This window comes from Methylobacterium sp. CM6247 (assembly GCF_054817925.1).
On the sequence record NZ_JBTXKX010000003.1, the window covers coordinates 2618165 to 2634660 of the forward strand.

Genomic DNA, 16496 nt, shown 5'->3' on the forward strand with positions numbered 1-16496 from the left:
ACGTGCCAGTTAAGCGGCCTGTTTGAGCATGAGGCAGACGAAGGCGACGATGTAGAGAACGGCAAGAGTGCTGGGATAGCGCTCGTCATCCTTGTCGAAGCGGCGGAAGCGCGTCGCCCAGGCGATGGAACGCTCCACGACCCAGCGTCGCGGCAGCAGGACGAAACCGCGCTTGGCCTCCGGGAGTTTGACGACTTCCAGTTCGATGCCGTGTTCGCGGGCGGCCTTGGCTGGCTTTTCCCCGGTATAACCCTGGTCGACATAGGCCAGATCGACGCTGCCCCCAGTGAAGACCTGCACGGCCTCGCCAGATGCCCGACCTGGGCCCGGTCGTCGGCATCGGCGGGGATGACGTGCAGGGCCAGGAGATGGCCCAAGGTGTCGACGGCCAGATGGACCTTCGAGCCCTTCTTACGCTTGACCCCATCGTCGCCGGCCCGCTCGCCGCTCTCGGACGTCGAGCGCATAGTTCGGCTGTCGAGGATGGCCGCGCTCGGCTCAGAAGAACGCCCGCAGGCCAGGCGCAGCAGCGCCTGCAGATCGTCGGCCAGTTGCTCGAAGCAGCCTGCCGCCAGCCAGCGCTGGGCCTGCTGGTAGACGGCCTCCCAGGGTGGGAGGTCGTGGGGCATCCCCCGCCAGGGTGCCCCCGTCTTCACCACGTAGCGTAACCCGTTGAACGCCTCGCGAAGCGAAGACTCACGCTTCCCCGCATCCTCGCGCAGCAGCGTCAGGTAGGGCGCAACCAGCGCCCATTCATCATCGGAAACATCGGACGGATAGGCTTGGCGCGAAGAGGTCATGCTTCCTCCATCTGGAGTCCAGACCGCTCAGGTCCATAACAGCATTTAGGGTTTTGTAAGCCCGTGACAGAGCATGGCGCGCCCCTGACCTTTTTAGTCCCGAACCCGGACAGCCGCTTGGATCAGAGCCCGCATTTGCAAGGTAGGGTCATGGACGAACAACGCGCCGTCTTCATCGGCATCGACGTGTCCAAGGGTCGCCTCGACGTTCACCTCAGACCGTCGGACGAGGCATCCCATGTCCTGCGTAACACAAAGGAGCTGGATACTCTCGCGCGTCGGCTCAGTGGCTTACCTGTAGCCCTCATCGTCCTGGAGGCTACAAATGGCTTCGAGGCAAGCGTGGCTGCAGCTCTGGCCGCTGTCGGACTGCCGCTCTGTATCTTCAACTCGCGCCAGATCCGCGACTTTGCCAGAGCGATGGGCCGATTGGCAAAGACAGACGCGCTCGACGCCGAGGTCATTGCCCTCTTCGCCGAACGCATCAGACCACCGGCCTGGCCCTTGCTGGAGCCGGAGAGACCGCACTTCGCCGCGCTTGTGAGCCGGCGGCGGCAGATCATAGGGATGATCTGTATGGAGACCGACCGTCGCGATCAGGCCGCGGACAAGCAGCTGACCCGGCGGCTGGAGCGACACATCGGCTTTCTGGAGAAAGAACTCGCGGAACTCGACAGCGACATTGGACAAGCCATCAAGGGCTCTCCCGACCGGTGCGACACCGAGGCGCTGCTCAAGTCCGTCCCCGGAATCGGTGACGTCACCGCTCGCGCGCTTCAGGCGCAGTTGCCCGAGTTCGGCACCATCGGGCGCCACTAGATGATTGGTCCCGGCATTTGGCGGAGCGGGTTTGACCGGAAGCGACCGGGCTCGGCGGACCATGCCTTGCAGATGGCCTCGTAGGGCGTGAGACCACGCAGGGTCTTCAGGCGGCGAGCGAAGTTGTAGGCGCTGACGAAGTCGGCCAGATGGTCGCGAAGCTGCGCGTGGCTTTCGTAATGATAGCGTTTGACCGTCGCGTCCTTGATCGTGCGGTTCATCCGCTCGACCTGTCCGTTCGTCCAGGGGTGTCGCGGCTTGGTCAGGCGATGGTCGATATCGTTGCGGGCACAAGCAAGCTCGAAGCTGTGAGCTCGGAAGGTCTCGCCGGCCGCAATCGCCTCCTGGATGATGGAGGCGGCCGAGGCGACGTTGCCGGGTGTGGTGAAGTGGGTGCCGTTGTCGGTGAGCACCGTGTGCACCCGGTAGGGCACGGCCTCGATGAGATGCCGGAGGAAATCGCCCGCGACCCGCCGCGTCGCTCGTCCATGGAGCTCGACGAAGGCGAACTTGGTCGTGCGGTCGATGGCGACGAGCAGGTAGAGCCGCCCTTCCGCCGTGTGAACCTCGGCCAGATCGATGTGGAAGTAGCCGAGCGGGTAAGCCTTGAAGCGCGACCGCTTGGGTTTGTCACCGTCGACCTCCGGCAGTCGGCTGATGCCGTGGCGTTGCAGGCAGCGGTGCAGCGACGAGCGGGTCAGGTGCGGGATCGTGGCCTGCAGCGCGTAAAGGCAGTCGTCGAGCGGCAGGAGCGTGTGGCGACGAAAGGCGACCACGACCGCCTCATCTTCAGGTGAAAGCACCGTCGAACGCGGATCCTTCGGACCCGTGCGCTGGTCGGCGACCGAGGTCCGCTGCCTCCACTTGGCGACGGTCTTCTGGTTGATCCCGTAGCGTTTCGAGAGAGCCCTCAGGCTCGCTTGATGGTGTGGACAGCCCCTGCACCCGGCGTCAGCGCTTGGTACAGTGTTGCCGCTGTCCACCTCGGCAAGGAGTTTATGCAATGAGCAGCATCACAATCGGGCTCGATCTCGCCAAGAACGTCTTCCAGGTCCACGGCGTCGATGCCGGCGGGTGCGTCGTGTTCAGGAAAAAGCATCGTCGATCGGAGGTCCTCCGGTTCTTCGAAGACCTGTCGCCTTGCCTCATCGGGATGGAGGCTTGTGCCACGGCGCATTACTGAGGCCGCACCTTGTCCGCACTCGGGCACCAGGTCCGGCTGATCCCGCCAGCCTACGTGAAGGCCTATGTTCGTCGTCAGAAGAACGACGCGGCCGACGCTCAGGCAATCTGTGAAGCTGTCTCACGACCGACCATGCGATTCGTTCCGATCAAGACCGCAGAGCGTCAGAGCGTGCTGGTGCTGCATCGCAGCCGAGACCTCTTGGTCCGCCAGCGCACCATGCTCATCAACGCCGTGCGCAGCCACTGCGCCGAGTTCGGGCTCATCGCTCCGCAGGGTGCGCTGCGCCTAGCCGACCTCGTCGTACAGATCCGCTCAGCCGATGAGGCGCGCCTCCCGCCGATCGTAGCGTCCGCGATGCTGTTGATGGTGGCACAGATCGAGGCCCTCATGACCCAGATCAACCAACTTGGGCGAGTGCTGCTCGTGTGGCATCGGCAGGACGAGGCGAGCCAGCGCCTGGCCAGCATTCCCGGTGTCGGGATCATCACCGCCACGGCCCTGGTAGCCACTGTCAGCAATCCAACCCACTTCCGCTCGGGCCGCGAGTTCGCAGCCTTCCTCGGCTTCGTGCCACGCCAAAACTCGTCGGGCGGCAAGGAGCGGCTAGGCCGTATCTCCAAGATGGGAAACCGCTACCTACGCAAGTTGCTGGTCATGGGGGCGACCTCGGTGATCCGCCGGGCGCGAACGAGCACCCAAGGTGCGGCCGCCTGGATCCGATCCCTCCTTGAGCGTCGTCCAGCTCGCGTTGTGACGGTGGCCATGGCCAACAAGACGGCACGCATCGCTTGGGCGCTGCTGGCACGTGGGGACGTCTATCGCACGGCGAGCCACGCTTAGCTAAATCGCTGCGGTAGCCCCGCAGCTCTGGACTGGAAGGGTGCATGAGGGTTGATGGTGATCGGAACGCGGCCGCAAACCAGGCACACCGCAGCATAGTCCGAGCTTCGCGCTCGCTCGCTTGAACGGACCTGGTCAGCGGACTCCATCAGGGCCAGCGGCCATTAGCGCCGCGCCAACAGGCCGGAAAGATGACTGCACCCGACCGATGGTCAGATTAGCCCAACTTCACCCTTGCAGAGCAGGGGCCGTCCAAAGATGACTATGCTGGATCGCTCGACGGACCGCCTCAGTCGTCGTGGCGCTGCCGTGAAGAACCTGGCCCATAGCGCGTCCTTCCACTCCAACGTGAAGATTGCACCATCAAACCCTGGAATCAAACATCTAGATTGTGGCCCTCGTCGGCATCGCGCCAAGCAACCGCGACTTTGGCCTGATGCGAGGCCGACGATCCATCGCGGGGGGACGAACCCCGGTGTGGGGCATGCTGTACATGGCCGCTCTGACTGCGATCTGGCAAGGCTCTCCCTTTCGGCCCTTCTACGAGCAGCTGACCCAACGAGGCCGGCCGAAGAAGGCGCCCTCGTAGCCATGATGCGAAAGCTCCTGGTGACGCTCAACGCCATCGTCCGCGACCGCACGTCCTGGCGGTCGATCCCCGCTTGACCTCCAACACGGCCGCTTCGTCGTTGTGGCGCTGCCGTGAAGAACCTAGCTGTTTGATCCCGCGGTGTGGTGATACGGTTGCGCATCATGCTGCGAGGGAAGCGCTATGGACCAAGTTCTCCATGGAAGCGCCACCACGACGGAGGCAGTCCGTCGCGCGATCCAGCTACGTGAAGTGAGCGTAAGGGCGCTGGCCCGGCGCTACAGCGTCAGTCCGACGACGGTGCAGAAGTGGCGCAAACGGGCGACGACGGCGGATGCCCGGATGGGACCCAAGGAGCCGCGCTCCACCGTGCTCACGGTCGAGGAGGAGGCAATCATCGTCGCTTTCCGACGGCACACGCTGCTCCCGCTCGACGATTGCCTCTATGGCCTGCAACCGACGATCCCGCACCTGACCGGGTCCTCGCTGCATCGCTGTCTGGAACGGCACGGCACGGCATCAGCCGACTGCCCGAGATCGACGGCGGCAAACCCAAAAAGCAGCGCTTTGCGAGTTACGCCATCGGCTACGTCCATATCGACATCGCCGAGGTCAGCACCGCTGAGGGCAAGCTCAGGCTGTTCGTGGCCATCGACCGAACCAGCAAATTCGTCTTCGTGCGGCTGGTCGAGAGCGCCGGCAAGATGGAGGCTGCTCAGTTCCTCCGCAACTTCATCGAAGCGGTGCCTTACCGCATCCACACTGTGCTCACGGACAACGGCATTCAGTTCACATCACGCCAGCGGGATATCTACGACAGTCAGCACATCTTCGATCGTGTCTGCGACGAGCATGGCATCGAGCACCGTCTGACCAAGGTGAACCACCCTTGGACCACCGGGCAAGTCGAGCGAATGAACCGTACGATCAAGGACGCGACGGTCAAACGCTACCACTACGACAGCCATGCTCAGCTGAGAACGCATCTGCATCTGTTCGTCGATGCCTACAATCATGCCCGCAGACTCAAGACGCTGCGCGGCCTGACGCCCACCGAGTTCATCCTCAATGCCTGGACGAAAGAGCCCGAGCGCTTCAGGATCAATCCGTCACACCTCATCCCGGGACCGTACACCTAGCCTATAGCGCGTCCCTCCACTCCGATGTGAAGATTGCACCTCATACCCCGGGATCAAACATCTAGCGGTGGTTCAGATCCCTTCGCCGAGGGCGCAGAATGAAGCCAATAAGCCAGATAATGGCCGTTCGGCCAAGAAGCACTCCTGCGATTGCGCCGGCGCTGCTAGCGGCGAAGTCAATGATCTGCGATGTCCGGCCCGGCACCCACAACTGACCCGTCTCTAGAACACCAGCCAGCGCAACAAACGCTGCGATCAGGCGCCAGCGGTGTGCGTCCTGATAGGCGAACGCAAAGATCGCAGCGGCGCTGCAATAGGCGATCGCATGCTCGATCTGTCCGGGAAGGCCCGTTCTCGCTTCCAGCTCACGCGGGATCCAGGATAGCATTATGAGAACGCCGATGCACAGCCAACCAGCGATGCGGAGCATTCTAAGGGCGGTGAGAACAAACTTAAGAGTCATGGCAGGCCGTGTAACATCCCAAGCTCTGCAAGTCTTGTGACTCCTATCGCAAACCCAAGTACGTCGGCGTTCACAGGTCGTCAGGCATACCTGCCAGCTGGCCGCTCCGCGTTGGAGCCGGCCCCTAATCCTGTCCGTAAACACCGCGAAGCGGGAACGGCGCGCCAAGGTTGATATCTAAAGTCGGCACCAAGAGGCAACGCTCAAATGACCGCCAATATCAAAATCGTGACAAACCAATAGAATTATTTGTACCACGGACAAGTAGGTACGCCTATAACATATTGCGAAATTTTTAATAAAAATGACAACGCTAGAAAAGAAAAAATTTAAGTTGTCATTTTTATATTCATCCGCAAACAACTTTGAGGAAGCAATATCCTATTGATTTTTTACACCAGCTCGCATTGGAAGCGTTGTGGAGAAATTTCGTCTTTGTTGCCATCATGATTGAACGTAAAATATGGGCCCAACGTGAATAGAAAGTATATTATATGTTGATTTCAGTATTTTTATTTGTGGTGGGCGCAATATGCGGAACATACTATAAATATTGGATTGTATTATGCGCATCAATTTTTATTTTTTTTGGATTTTTTGGTATCTGGCATCTAAGGGGGGAAATCTTTCTTTTAAAATTTGTTATAATATTTGCATATTTAACGGTATTGCAAGCGGGATATTTAGTAGGGATCTATATAAAATATGGGCGCGATCAACAATGAGTTTGGCATTCTTTTTACCAAAGCCAAATGATTTTCCCAGTAAATAGGTATATTAATGCCCAAGGCAAAACAGCCAGAAAGCATATAAAAGTGACCACAAATAGCGGTGGCTTTCGTTCAAAGAATCGTGACCATGTCATAATATGGGGCATGATTATCTCGAAATGGGACATTAAGGTTGTATCCATGAATCTATCCGCACAATCTGGGCCGAGCCGGAGGAAACCGTTTTTTAGGCGGCAGCTGTCGTCGTACAGGCTCAGGATGGTGACGTGGTGGGTCAGCCGGTCGAGCAATGCGCCGGCAAGCCGCTCCAAGCCCAGGACCAAGGAGCAATCCTCGAACGGCAGGTTCGAGGTCACCACGGTGGAGCCGCGCGCGTAGCTCTGCTAGATGGTCTCGAACAGCAACTCGGCTCCCGTCGGCGAGAGCGGCACGTAGCCGAGTTCGTCAACAATCAGGAGCTTCACGCAAACAAGTTCGCGTTGCAGACGACGCTTGTCACGGGCCTCCAAAAGCTGGTTGACCAGAGAGGGTGCAGTGGTGAACGCGACCTAGAGCGGTGTCCGATCGGCTTGAATCGACCGGGGTTTCGGGGGCGGCGCAGATGTGATTCGATGCGCGGCTTTCCGAGGAGGAGAGCCGGATGCCCTCAGCCCTGTCAGTCGATCTGCGTGAACGGGTCGTGATGGCGATCGAGGCAGGAGCCTCGCGCCGGGAAGCCGCCAGACGGTTCGAGGTTAGTCCGGCTAGCGCCGTGCGCTGGCACGAGGCCTTCATGCGGGAAGGACGCACATGGGCCAAGCCGATGGGCGGCGATCAGCGCTCGCACGCCATCGAGGCCCAGGCTGGCCTGATCCGGCGGACCTATGAGGCCAAACCGGAACTGTTCCTGCGGGAGCTACGCACCCATCTGGCCGAACGCGGCCTGCGGGTCGGGGTCAGCAGCCTGTCCCGCTTCTTCAAGCGCCACGGCATCACGCGTAAAAAAACACCGGCCACGCCGCAGAGCAGGATCGAGAGGACGTGAAGGCCGCGCGCCTGGCCTGGTTCGAGGGCCAGCTCGACCTCGATCCAGACCGGCTCGTGTTCCTGGACGAGACCGCAACCAACACGAAAATGACGCGTCGCTACGGATGGGCGCCGCGTGGCAAGCGCTGCCGGGTGGCCGTGCCGTTCGGTCACTGGAAAACCATCACGGTCACAGCGGGACTGCGGGCCAGCGGCCTGACGGCGACCGCGCTCTTCGACGGCCCCATGACCGGGGTCCGCTTCCGCCGCTATGTCGATGAGACCCTGGCGCCGACTCTGAAGCAGGGTGACACAGTCGTGCTCGACAACCTGCCCGCCCACAAAGTCAGCGGCATCCGCGAACGCATCGAGGCGGCCGGTGCCCGCCTGCTCTACCTGCCGGCCTACTCGCCCGACTTCAATCCGATCGAACTGGCCTTTGCCAAGCTCAAGGCCTGTTTGCGAGCCCAGGGCGCCCGCACGGTTGTGGAACTCTGCGACACCATCAAGCAGGCCTTCAGGCGCTTCACACCGAATGAGTGCCGCAACTACCTCGTGGCCGCAGGCTACGATGCTTTCGATCCAACCTGATCGGATGCCGCTCTAGAAGCCCTTCTGGCAAGCCGCCAAGCCGAGAGCCAAGGCGATTTGGGTCTTGCTGGTGCCGGAGTTGCCGAGTGTGATGCCGTTCTCCCGACCGAGGATGTAGCCGCAGCGCGCCAGCTCATACACAATCATGTTGTTCAGGCTCGTTATCGCGGTGAAGTCGAAGGTGTCTAGGCTCTTCACCGCCGAAAAGCGTGCCGACCGGATCCGGCGTTCGACCATGCGCTGTTCGCGTTCGATGAGTTCCAGTTCGACAAGCCGGAGTAGGTAGCGCGGGTGGTCGATGCCGCCCTGGATGTCAATCGTCGTCCAATCTGAGCTTTGACTCACTCTCGCTGATGCCGACAACGTTGAGGTTGCTGATATCCACGACGGAGCCGTAGCATGCGCCCTCGCTTCCGGTCATCGAGCCTCGTACCCACTGGATTGATCGTCGATCATCTCGACGTCGGCGCCGACCGGATCGGTCGGGTCGTGAGATCGGAAGCCGCGGCGACGGCCTGCCCAAACTGCCGGACCCATTCGCGTCGCATTCAAAGCCACTACCAGCGTCGTGCCGTCGACCTGCCTCTCGGTAGCCGGCGCGTCGAGCTCCAGGTTGTCGTACGACGCTTCCTGTGCGACGCGGCGACTTTCGAGTGGAAGATCTTCGCCGAGCGCTTTCCCGACGAGTTCCTGCCCGCCTTCGCGCGACGCACCTCGCGGCTGGAGCAGATCGTCTATCACCTCGGTCTCGCCCTTGGTGGTCGGCCCGGTGCGGGTCTCGCCCAGCGCCTCATGCTGCTAGTCAGTCGCCACACGCTCCTGCGGGTCATCCGCCGTCGGGCGGCTACATGGTCTGATCCACTCGCCGTCATCGGAATCGACGACTGCGCTTGGCGACGCAATCACCGCTACGGCACCTTGGTCTCCGATCTCAAACGCCGCCGCATCGTGGCGCTCCTACCAGATCGCGAACAGGCCACCGCGCAGACTTGGCTGAACGAGAACACCTCGATCCAGATCGTCGCCCACGACCGTGGCAGTGGATATGGTGAGGACATCGCCCGTGCCTTGCCGCAAGCTATCCAGGTCGCCGACCGCTGGCACCTCATGGAGAACGCCAGCTGCCGCTTCCTCTACGCCGTGCGCAAGGTTCGCGAGGTCGTCGGCGCCACCACCCTTGATCCGGGGCTCCTCACCGCGGCTGAGCGCATCCATCACGAGGGCTACCTGCGGAGAGAAGAGGCGGATGCGGCCATCCGCGCGCTCGCGGAAGCAGGCATTCCGATTCGCCGGTTCGGCCAGCGTTTGGGCCACAGCCGCAAGGTGGTGCGTGCGGTCCCGCGCGGCGAGCGCTCGGACGTCTTCCGGGTCCGCCAAAGCTCGCTCGACACCTATCTGCCCTGGCTCGACGCCCAGTAGGACGCAGGCAGCCGCAATGCCGCCGAACTCTAACGAATGGCGAAGGCGCAGGGCTTTCGAGGATCACTCAGCGTGATTGGGGAATGGGCGACGCGCCGCTGGCGCGCCGAGTAGGCCAACATCGAGCGGCTCCAGCGTGTGCCGTCAATGCGAACCTTGGCGCGGCTGCTAACGACGGGTCGCGACCGGTTGACCAGGGCGGAGACGCTGACCGTGGCCACTGTCGAGGGAGGGGTACCGGCGCTGGTTGAGACACGCGAGGTGGTCAGCGCCTTCCGGACGATAGTGCAAGGAAACAAGCCCGGCCGGCTCGGAGGATGGCTCAGGCGGGCCGAGGCAAGTCTCGTCGCCTCCTTCGCGCGGCTTTCGGTCAGGACCGATCCGCAGTTCAGGCCGCGATCACACTGCCATGGTCGAACGGCCAGACCGTAGGACAGGTCACAAAGCTCAAGCTCGTCAAGCGCCAGATGTACGGCCGCGGCAACATCGACCTGCTGCAAGCTCGCTTGATCGGGCTCACGCCTTGATCATCAGCGGAAGTGCGTTGGAGCCAAAGTTGCACGCCGAAACACAGCTAGGACGGGCTGCCGGGTGACCATGTCGTACTCGCGCAGCACCGTAGGAAGCTTCAGCTGCTTGAGGTGATGGGCGAGCAGGATCCCCTGCGTGCCACCGGTGGTGCCGCCCGGCATCGTCTCGTCACGCGCCGCGCTCATACCGCCACCTCCGGCACCAGCACCGTGTAGTCGGCGGCTACGGCCGTCCTCACCATGTTCCTGGGAAAATGCGGGTAGGCCGCCAAATGGAGGCGGGGCGGTCGGCGTTCGAGCCGCGCCAGCGCGATCAGTTTAACCGCGTCGAAACCGATCGCCCCGAGTCGGATCGTGTCGGTGAAGGCCGAGGCAAAGACGTCCTTGGGCATCGCCTCCATCAGGCGCAGCACTTGGATGAACTTGTGCTTGCTGCGGTTACCCATGCGTGCCTCCAGGAGGTCGCATAGATGCTGAAACGCCTCGGGCAGATCCCAGCCCTGGAGCGCGGCCGCCTAATCGAGGGCGTTCGGTTTGGTCTCGATCAGCGCGAGGTCATGCAGCGGATCCACGGCGTCGATGCCGGCGGGTGCGTCGTGTTCAGGAAAAAGCATCGTCGATCGGAGGTCCTCCGCTACTTTGAAGACCTGTCGCCTTGTCTGGTCGGGATGGAGTCTTGTGCCACGGCGCATTACTGGGGCCGCACCTTGTTCGCACTCGGGCACCGGGTCCGGCTGATCCCGCCGGCCTACGTGAAGGCCTATGTTCGTCGTCAGAAGAACGACGCGGCCGACGCTCAGGCAATCTGTGAAGCCGTCTCGCGACCGACCAGCCATAGACGACTGCGCGACCGATGCTTCCGTGGGACCTTGAGCCCCTCACGACGCCAGATGCACTGGACCTGGTCCTTGCCCACCTGCCGCCCGCCTGCCTGCAGCAGCGCGGTAACGCGGCGATAGCCCTAGCGTCCGTACTTGGATGCAAGGGCTACAATGGCGCGCGTCAGTTCATCCTCGTCAGCCGGGACCGTGGGCACGTAGCGTTGCGTGCCCCGGTGCTCGCCGACGATCCGGCAGGCGTGGCGCTCCGAGAGACCGTAGTTCTCCTGGATCGCTTTGACCGCCTGCCGGCGTCGCTCGGGGGCTACAAGTTTTGCTGGCGCTGGCGTTCGGCTCCCGAGGCGATGTCCACCAGCACCTTCTTCTCTAAGGACAAATCAGCCACGATCCGCCGCAATCGAGCGTTCTCGCGCTATAGATCCTTCATCCGACGGGCCTGGTCGATCTGCAGGCCGCCGTGTTCCTTGCGCCAGCGATAGAAGCTTAGCTCGGAGATCTCAGCTTCCTTGCAAGCTAGGGCCAAACTCTTGCCTTGTGCCGTCTGAACCTCAATCTGGCGCAGCTTCAGCACCACCCGCTCCGCACCCGTCTTCTGACCTCGCCGCATGTCCAGCGCCTTCGGTCCTGGCTGATCCTCTCAATCAGCACGGGGTGAAGCCAGCGGGTCAGTTCACATCTAGAGCGGCATCCGATCAGGTCGCGTCGTAGCCTGCAGCGGCGAGATAGTTGCGGCATTCGGTTGGCTGGAAGCGTGTCAGCGCGCGTTTGATGGCGTCCCAGAGGTCCGGGATGGTGCGAGCCGCCTCGGTGCGTAATAGGGCCTTGAGCTTGGCAAAGGCCTGCTCAATCGGATTGAAGTCTGGGCTGTAGGGCGGCAGGTAGAGCACCCGCGCGCCAGCCGCTTCGATGCGCTCGCGGATGCCGCCGACCTTGTGGGCCGGCAGGTTGTCGAGCACGACCGTGTCGCCGGGCTTAAGGTCGGGTACGAGCACGGCCTCGACGTAGGTACGGAACGCGGAGCCGTTCATCGCCCCATCGAGCAACCAGGGTGCGGTGATACCGCTGGCGCGCAGCCCCGCCGTAACGGTTGTGGTTTTCCAATGGCCCTGGGGCACGCTCATGCGGCAGCGTTCGCCCCGCGGGGCTCGTCCATAGCGCCGAGCCATGGCGGTGGTGGCTGCAGTCTCGTCGATGAACACGAGGCGGTCCGGATCGAGATCGGGTTGGCCCTCGAACCAGGCCTCCCGGGCCGCCTTCACGTCCGGGAGGCCTGGTTCGAGGCACGGCCGGTGCTTTTTTTCGCGTGATGCCGTGGCGCTTGAAGAAACGCGACAGGCTGCTCTGGGCGATGTGGAGACCATGCTCGGCCAGAGCGGCCTTCAGTTCATGCAAGAAGATGCCCGGCCGTCGCTCATAGAGCTCCAGGATCTGGTCGGCATGGGCTTCGACCCGATGCGAGCGCTGATCTCCACCCATGGGCTTAGGTGCGACATGCCCCTGACGCGCAAGCAGCCCGCACCAGCGGCTCGCGCTGGCAAAGCTAACCCCGAAGCGTACGGCTGCTTGATGCCGCGAGGCCCCGGCTGCAACGGCCCCGACAACACGTTTACGCAAATCGACGGACAGAGCTGAGGATATCGGCGCTCTCCTTCACCGACCAACCCTTCAGCCCGATATCCGTTTCAAGCCGCTCGGATCATGCTCTAGTCGTCGAAACCCTGGGCCATCTCCTGGGCCCTGCACGTCATCCCCGCCGATACCGACGACCGGGCCCAGGTCGGGCATCTGGCGAGGCCGTGCAGGTCGTCACTGGGGGCAGCGTCGATCTGGCCTATGTCGACCAGGGTTATACCGGGGAAAAGCCAGCCAAGGCCGCCCGCGAACACGGCATCGAACTGGAAGTCGTCAAACTCCCGGAGGCCAAGCGCGGTTTCGTCCTGCTGCCGCGACGCTGGGTCGTGGAGCGTTCCATCGCCTGGGCGACGCGCTTCCGCCGCTTCGACAAGGATGACGAGCGCTATCCCAGCACTCTTGCCGTTCTCTACATCGTCGCCTTCGTCTGCCTCATGCTCAAACAGGCCGCTTAACTGGCACGTGGTTCATAACAGCCTCTATCCTAGTCACCGCGCGAGACTTTGAGATGCATAGTTAAAAATTTACTAACTCCATTTGATAAAAACCTCCCATTTGTTTGGCTCGATTTCAAGGCGGACACAATATCAGAGGTCCAAACAAACGGGGGCAAAACATGGAACTTGGCATCAATCTTTCAGGCGCGGCTTACGGCTTATTATCGACAACGGCGAGTGTCGACTACTTCGCCGCACAGGGATTTTCAACGATCCGCCTGCCACTCGACTGGGAGCAGCTACAGCCAAGACTCGGCGGCCAACTCGACAACATGTTAATTGCCAAACTGCACAGCTTCGTGTCATACGCTGAGTCACAAGGAATGCACGTAATCCTCGACCTGCACAATTATGGCGCCTACCAAGACCAAATGATCGGCAGCGCTTCAACGCCGGTATCTGCATTCGCAGATTTCTGGGGCAAGCTTGCCGGCGAGTTCGCGACGGACTCAGGCGTCTCTTTTGGCCTAATGAACGAGCCACAACTTGCGACGGCTGGTGAATGGCTGACTGCCGTCAATGCTGGGATCGCTGCCATCCGGGATGTGGGCGCAACCTCGCAGCGAATCCTCGTGTCAGGCACCTATTGGGATGGCGCTTGGAGCTGGATGCAGACGGACAATGCCGCCGTGCTAGGCAGGCCAGGAGCGATTGTCGACTCGTCCAACAACCATATCTTTGAGGTGCATCAGTATCTTGACGACACGTCGGGCCAGCACGACTGGGTAGTGTCTCAAACGATTGGAGTCGAACGCCTAACAGCCATTACAAACTGGGCGCGCGAGACAGGCGCGAAGCTCTATCTTGGTGAATTCGGAGTCGCAGCCAACGCCTTATCCCTTACTGCTCTCACCAACATGCTTAATTTTGTCGAACAGAATGCCGACGTGTGGCAAGGCGCAGCATACTGGGCCGCGGGTCTTGGATGGCACGATTACATGTATTCTATCGAGCCCAACCTAGGCATTCTCGATCTGCCGCAGATGGCAGTTCTTAAAAACTACACTACGTCGCACATCTCCTCTTCCATTTCGTCTAACGGCACCATCGAAGTCAACACCTTTGTGAAAGGTCGCGAAACCGCCAGCATCAAGGATGTTTTAAGTAATAACGGCGAGATTCTTTCGCGTACCATCCTCGACGCCGACGGACATGTGACCCGCTGCGTGACGAAGGATGCTGCTGGGCACCTGAATGTTGCGATCTATTCCGGATCGTCGTCACAGCCTTCTACAATGGAGATCTATGACGTAAGCTATACACTTCTCAGCCGCGCGGCCGTAGCGGCCGACGGTTCTAAAGTCGTGACGTTCTACGGCGGCAACGAGTGGACGCTCACTGGCACGGAGAGTTATTCTGCCGCGGGGCTCCTGACGGCTAAACAGCAAGTCGTAGCTGACGGAGGCCACGTCCTTACGGACTTTACAAACGGCATCATCACGAAGGTTGAAACGTATGACGCGGCCTGGCATTTCGTTTCTCGGGCGAGCTACGATGACGCCGGCCGCCTTACGACCTTCCAGAGCACTAGTGCCACCGGCGAGAATACGTTGGCATATTACAATAGCGCTGGGACGCATCTGACGTCTTCCTACATCTATAACGCCTCCTGGCAGCAGACTTTCGCCAAAACCTACGATGCGGCTGGCCTTCTGCAGTCGGTGCAAGCTGTTCTGGCCGGTGGGGGACACCAGATCGACACGTACCAAGCGGGCAGCAAAATTATCAAGAGTGTCATCTACGATACAGCGTGGACGCTTCTATCTTCCAATGTCGAGAATGCGGATGGCTCTCATTCGGTGACGACCTACAAGGGGGCGGCCGTATCCCAGCTTGAGGTCTACGACGCGAGCTGGCATCTCGTCAGCCGCACGTCATATGACGCTCAGGGGAAGGTGGCCGCTGTCCTGCACGAGGTGCAGGGAGGAGGCCATCAGGTCGCGACCTACGCGTCGGCTGGCGACGCCCACCCATCGACGATTGATACCTACGATGCATCTTGGCACATTATCTCACGGGCGCAAATGGACGCGTCTGGCCATGTGAGGGCGATCGACCACATCAATGCGGATGGATCGCACACGGTTGACGCGTTTGAACCGGGCGCGACGCTGGCCGCTACGCGCGAAACATACGATAGCAGTTGGCATCTCATCAGCCGCACGTCATATGACGCTCAGGGCAAGGTGGCCGCTGTCCTGCACGAGGTGCAGGGAGGAGGCCATCAGGTCGCGACCTACGCGTCGGCTGGCGACGCCCACCCATCGACGATTGATACCTACGACGCATCCTGGCACATTACCTCACGGGCGCAAGTGGACGCGTCTGGCCATGTGAGGGCGATCGACCACATCAATGCGGATGGATCGCACACGGTTGACGCGTTTGAACCGGGCGCGACGCTGGCCGCTACGCGCGAGTTCTACGATGGAGACGGGTGCCTCCAAAGTCGGACCACGTATGATGGCGCGGGCCTCATCACGAGCGTCTTGCACGAAGAAGCGAACGGCACGCATGTGGTCGCGACCTACGCGATCGCTGGCGCGCTGCACCCCGCAATTATCGATAATTTCGACACGAACTGGGACATTATAGATCGGCTCTATCTCGATGAGAGTGGAGCTATTATATCGATTGACCACGTTAACAAGGACGGCACTCATCAGGTAGATCTGTTCGCATCAGGTTCGAACAAATCCTTCCAGACCGATACGTTCGATTTTAATCGGACGCTCATCAAATCTGACTCCGGTATTGTAAACTCCCTGTCCAACACCGCGACCAGTCTCCTATCTGAGTTCAATCAGAGCCATGATTCAATCCACGCCCACGAATCGAGCGCGATTTACATGATTCAGGATCATAGCGCGTATAGTCATGCGCTTGCCGACGTATTCTATGCTAGCTGGACGATTGAATAAACAATGAAGTCACCATGACCCTCGTAGGGCTTATGGGATTAGGCATTGACCTTTCAGCCGCGGAACGAATATCGACTAGCTCTTCAAATCAGGTGGTGGCTGGAAATTGTGAACATATAATGCATTTCTACGTCCTGCTGTCCGAGTCTCTTCCACCAATGCATTGGCCGAGCTCTAGTAACCATCGGCTTCTAACACAAAGATAGTCTTTTAGAAGACGCCTTATCTAAAACCGCAATAGCGACGATTGCACCTATATCAAATCAAGTTAGGCCAATCGTCCCTCGTAGTTGGATATTTTGCACTTAGATGATCCAGATTAAAACAATATCAACTCTAAGACAAAATTCATCTTGCTTTCAACGTTCAAAAGTGCTGTAATAGTGAGTACTTATGAGTTAAAATTTTACCCGAATCCTCAAATAATATCCATTTACTAGGATTGTGCTGGAGGGACTATTCACGGGCCCTCTGTTGGACCATATTGCAAATCTG

At 60.4% G+C, this 16496-nt stretch carries 5 protein-coding genes and 13 pseudogenes; 9 read left to right on the top strand and 9 right to left on the bottom strand.

The genetic code is table 11. The features are described from left to right. Positions 1-9: 9 nt before the first annotated feature. Positions 10-800, bottom strand: a pseudogene (locus tag ACYQOP_RS13135) (IS5 family transposase). 150 nt (positions 801-950) lie between these two features. Between ACYQOP_RS13135 and ACYQOP_RS13140 the strand changes: the two are divergent. Continuing rightward, positions 951-1616 (top strand): annotated as a pseudogene (locus ACYQOP_RS13140) (IS110 family transposase); the annotation flags it as partial. On the opposite strand, the gene ACYQOP_RS13145 reads toward ACYQOP_RS13140, so the two are convergent. Beyond that, complete coding sequence (locus ACYQOP_RS13145) at positions 1616-2602, bottom strand: IS481 family transposase (RefSeq protein ID WP_461225304.1); 987 nt, start codon at positions 2600-2602, stop codon at positions 1616-1618. The pseudogene ACYQOP_RS13140 and the gene ACYQOP_RS13145 sit on opposite strands and share 1 nt — an antisense overlap. 20 nt (positions 2603-2622) lie before the next feature. Here ACYQOP_RS13145 and ACYQOP_RS13150 point away from each other — a divergent pair. The 3 pseudogenes from ACYQOP_RS13150 (at position 2623) to ACYQOP_RS13160 (ending at position 5373) form a co-directional block, all read left to right on the top strand. Beyond that, positions 2623-3645 (top strand): annotated as a pseudogene (locus tag ACYQOP_RS13150) (IS110 family RNA-guided transposase). Between the two features lie 388 nt (positions 3646-4033). Continuing rightward, positions 4034-4311: pseudogene (locus tag ACYQOP_RS13155) on the top strand (IS110-like element ISMno7 family transposase); the annotation flags it as partial. Positions 4312-4417: 106 nt separating this feature from the next. Beyond that, a pseudogene (locus ACYQOP_RS13160) lies at positions 4418-5373 on the top strand (IS481 family transposase). 61 nt (positions 5374-5434) lie between these two features. On the opposite strand, the gene ACYQOP_RS13165 reads toward ACYQOP_RS13160, so the two are convergent. Together ACYQOP_RS13165 and ACYQOP_RS13170 are read right to left on the bottom strand one after the other, a co-directional pair. After that, on the bottom strand, positions 5435-5836 hold the full coding sequence (locus ACYQOP_RS13165; protein ID WP_461222644.1) for a VanZ family protein: 402 nt from the start codon (positions 5834-5836) through the stop codon (positions 5435-5437). A gap of 958 nt (positions 5837-6794) precedes the next feature. Next, positions 6795-7115, bottom strand: a pseudogene (locus ACYQOP_RS13170) (ATP-binding protein); the annotation flags it as partial. Between the two features lie 92 nt (positions 7116-7207). Here ACYQOP_RS13170 and ACYQOP_RS13175 point away from each other — a divergent pair. Continuing rightward, positions 7208-8163, top strand: a protein-coding gene (locus ACYQOP_RS13175) for an IS630 family transposase (RefSeq protein ID WP_207414330.1) whose coding sequence is annotated in 2 segments (ribosomal slippage) — positions 7208-7547 and positions 7547-8163 — 957 coding nt in all. Because the reading frame shifts where the segments join, the coding sequence is not laid out codon by codon here. A gap of 15 nt (positions 8164-8178) precedes the next feature. On the opposite strand, the pseudogene ACYQOP_RS13180 reads toward ACYQOP_RS13175, so the two are convergent. Continuing rightward, a pseudogene (locus ACYQOP_RS13180) lies at positions 8179-8472 on the bottom strand (ATP-binding protein); the annotation flags it as partial. A 90-nt stretch (positions 8473-8562) separates the two neighbouring features. Between ACYQOP_RS13180 and ACYQOP_RS13185 the strand changes: the two are divergent. After that, a pseudogene (locus tag ACYQOP_RS13185) lies at positions 8563-10109 on the top strand (ISL3 family transposase). Between the two features lie 57 nt (positions 10110-10166). Here the strand turns inward: ACYQOP_RS13185 and ACYQOP_RS13190 are convergent. Then, a pseudogene (locus tag ACYQOP_RS13190) lies at positions 10167-10298 on the bottom strand (ATP-binding protein); the annotation flags it as partial. After that, a pseudogene (locus ACYQOP_RS13195) lies at positions 10295-10687 on the bottom strand (IS21 family transposase); the annotation flags it as partial. The pseudogenes ACYQOP_RS13195 and ACYQOP_RS13190, both read right to left, overlap by 4 nt. On the opposite strand from ACYQOP_RS13195, the pseudogene ACYQOP_RS13200 reads away from it, so the two are divergent. After that, positions 10670-10942, top strand: a pseudogene (locus ACYQOP_RS13200) (IS110 family transposase); the annotation flags it as partial. The pseudogenes ACYQOP_RS13195 and ACYQOP_RS13200 sit on opposite strands and share 18 nt — an antisense overlap. Here ACYQOP_RS13200 and ACYQOP_RS13205 read toward each other — a convergent pair. After that, a pseudogene (locus ACYQOP_RS13205) lies at positions 10942-11558 on the bottom strand (transposase); the annotation flags it as partial. The pseudogenes ACYQOP_RS13200 and ACYQOP_RS13205 overlap by 1 nt on opposite strands. An 85-nt stretch (positions 11559-11643) precedes the next feature. Then, a protein-coding gene (locus ACYQOP_RS13210) for an IS630 family transposase (protein WP_461225306.1) occupies positions 11644-12589 on the bottom strand; the annotation gives its coding sequence in 2 pieces (ribosomal slippage) (positions 11644-12235 and positions 12234-12589; 948 coding nt in all). Positions 12590-12654: 65 nt separating this feature from the next. Between ACYQOP_RS13210 and ACYQOP_RS13215 the strand changes: the two are divergent. Then, positions 12655-13038, top strand: a pseudogene (locus ACYQOP_RS13215) (transposase); the annotation flags it as partial. A gap of 161 nt (positions 13039-13199) precedes the next feature. Then, on the top strand, positions 13200-16001 hold the full coding sequence (locus ACYQOP_RS13220; protein ID WP_461222645.1) for a glycoside hydrolase family 5 protein: 2802 nt from the start codon (positions 13200-13202) through the stop codon (positions 15999-16001). Positions 16002-16496 lie beyond the last annotated feature (495 nt).

Coding starts and splice junctions, on each gene's coding strand:
- ACYQOP_RS13165 (WP_461222644.1), bottom strand. CDS start 5,836: ATGACTCTTAAGTTTGTTCTCACCGCCCTTAGAATGCTCCGCATCGCT.
- ACYQOP_RS13220 (WP_461222645.1), top strand. CDS start 13,200: ATGGAACTTGGCATCAATCTTTCAGGCGCGGCTTACGGCTTATTATCG.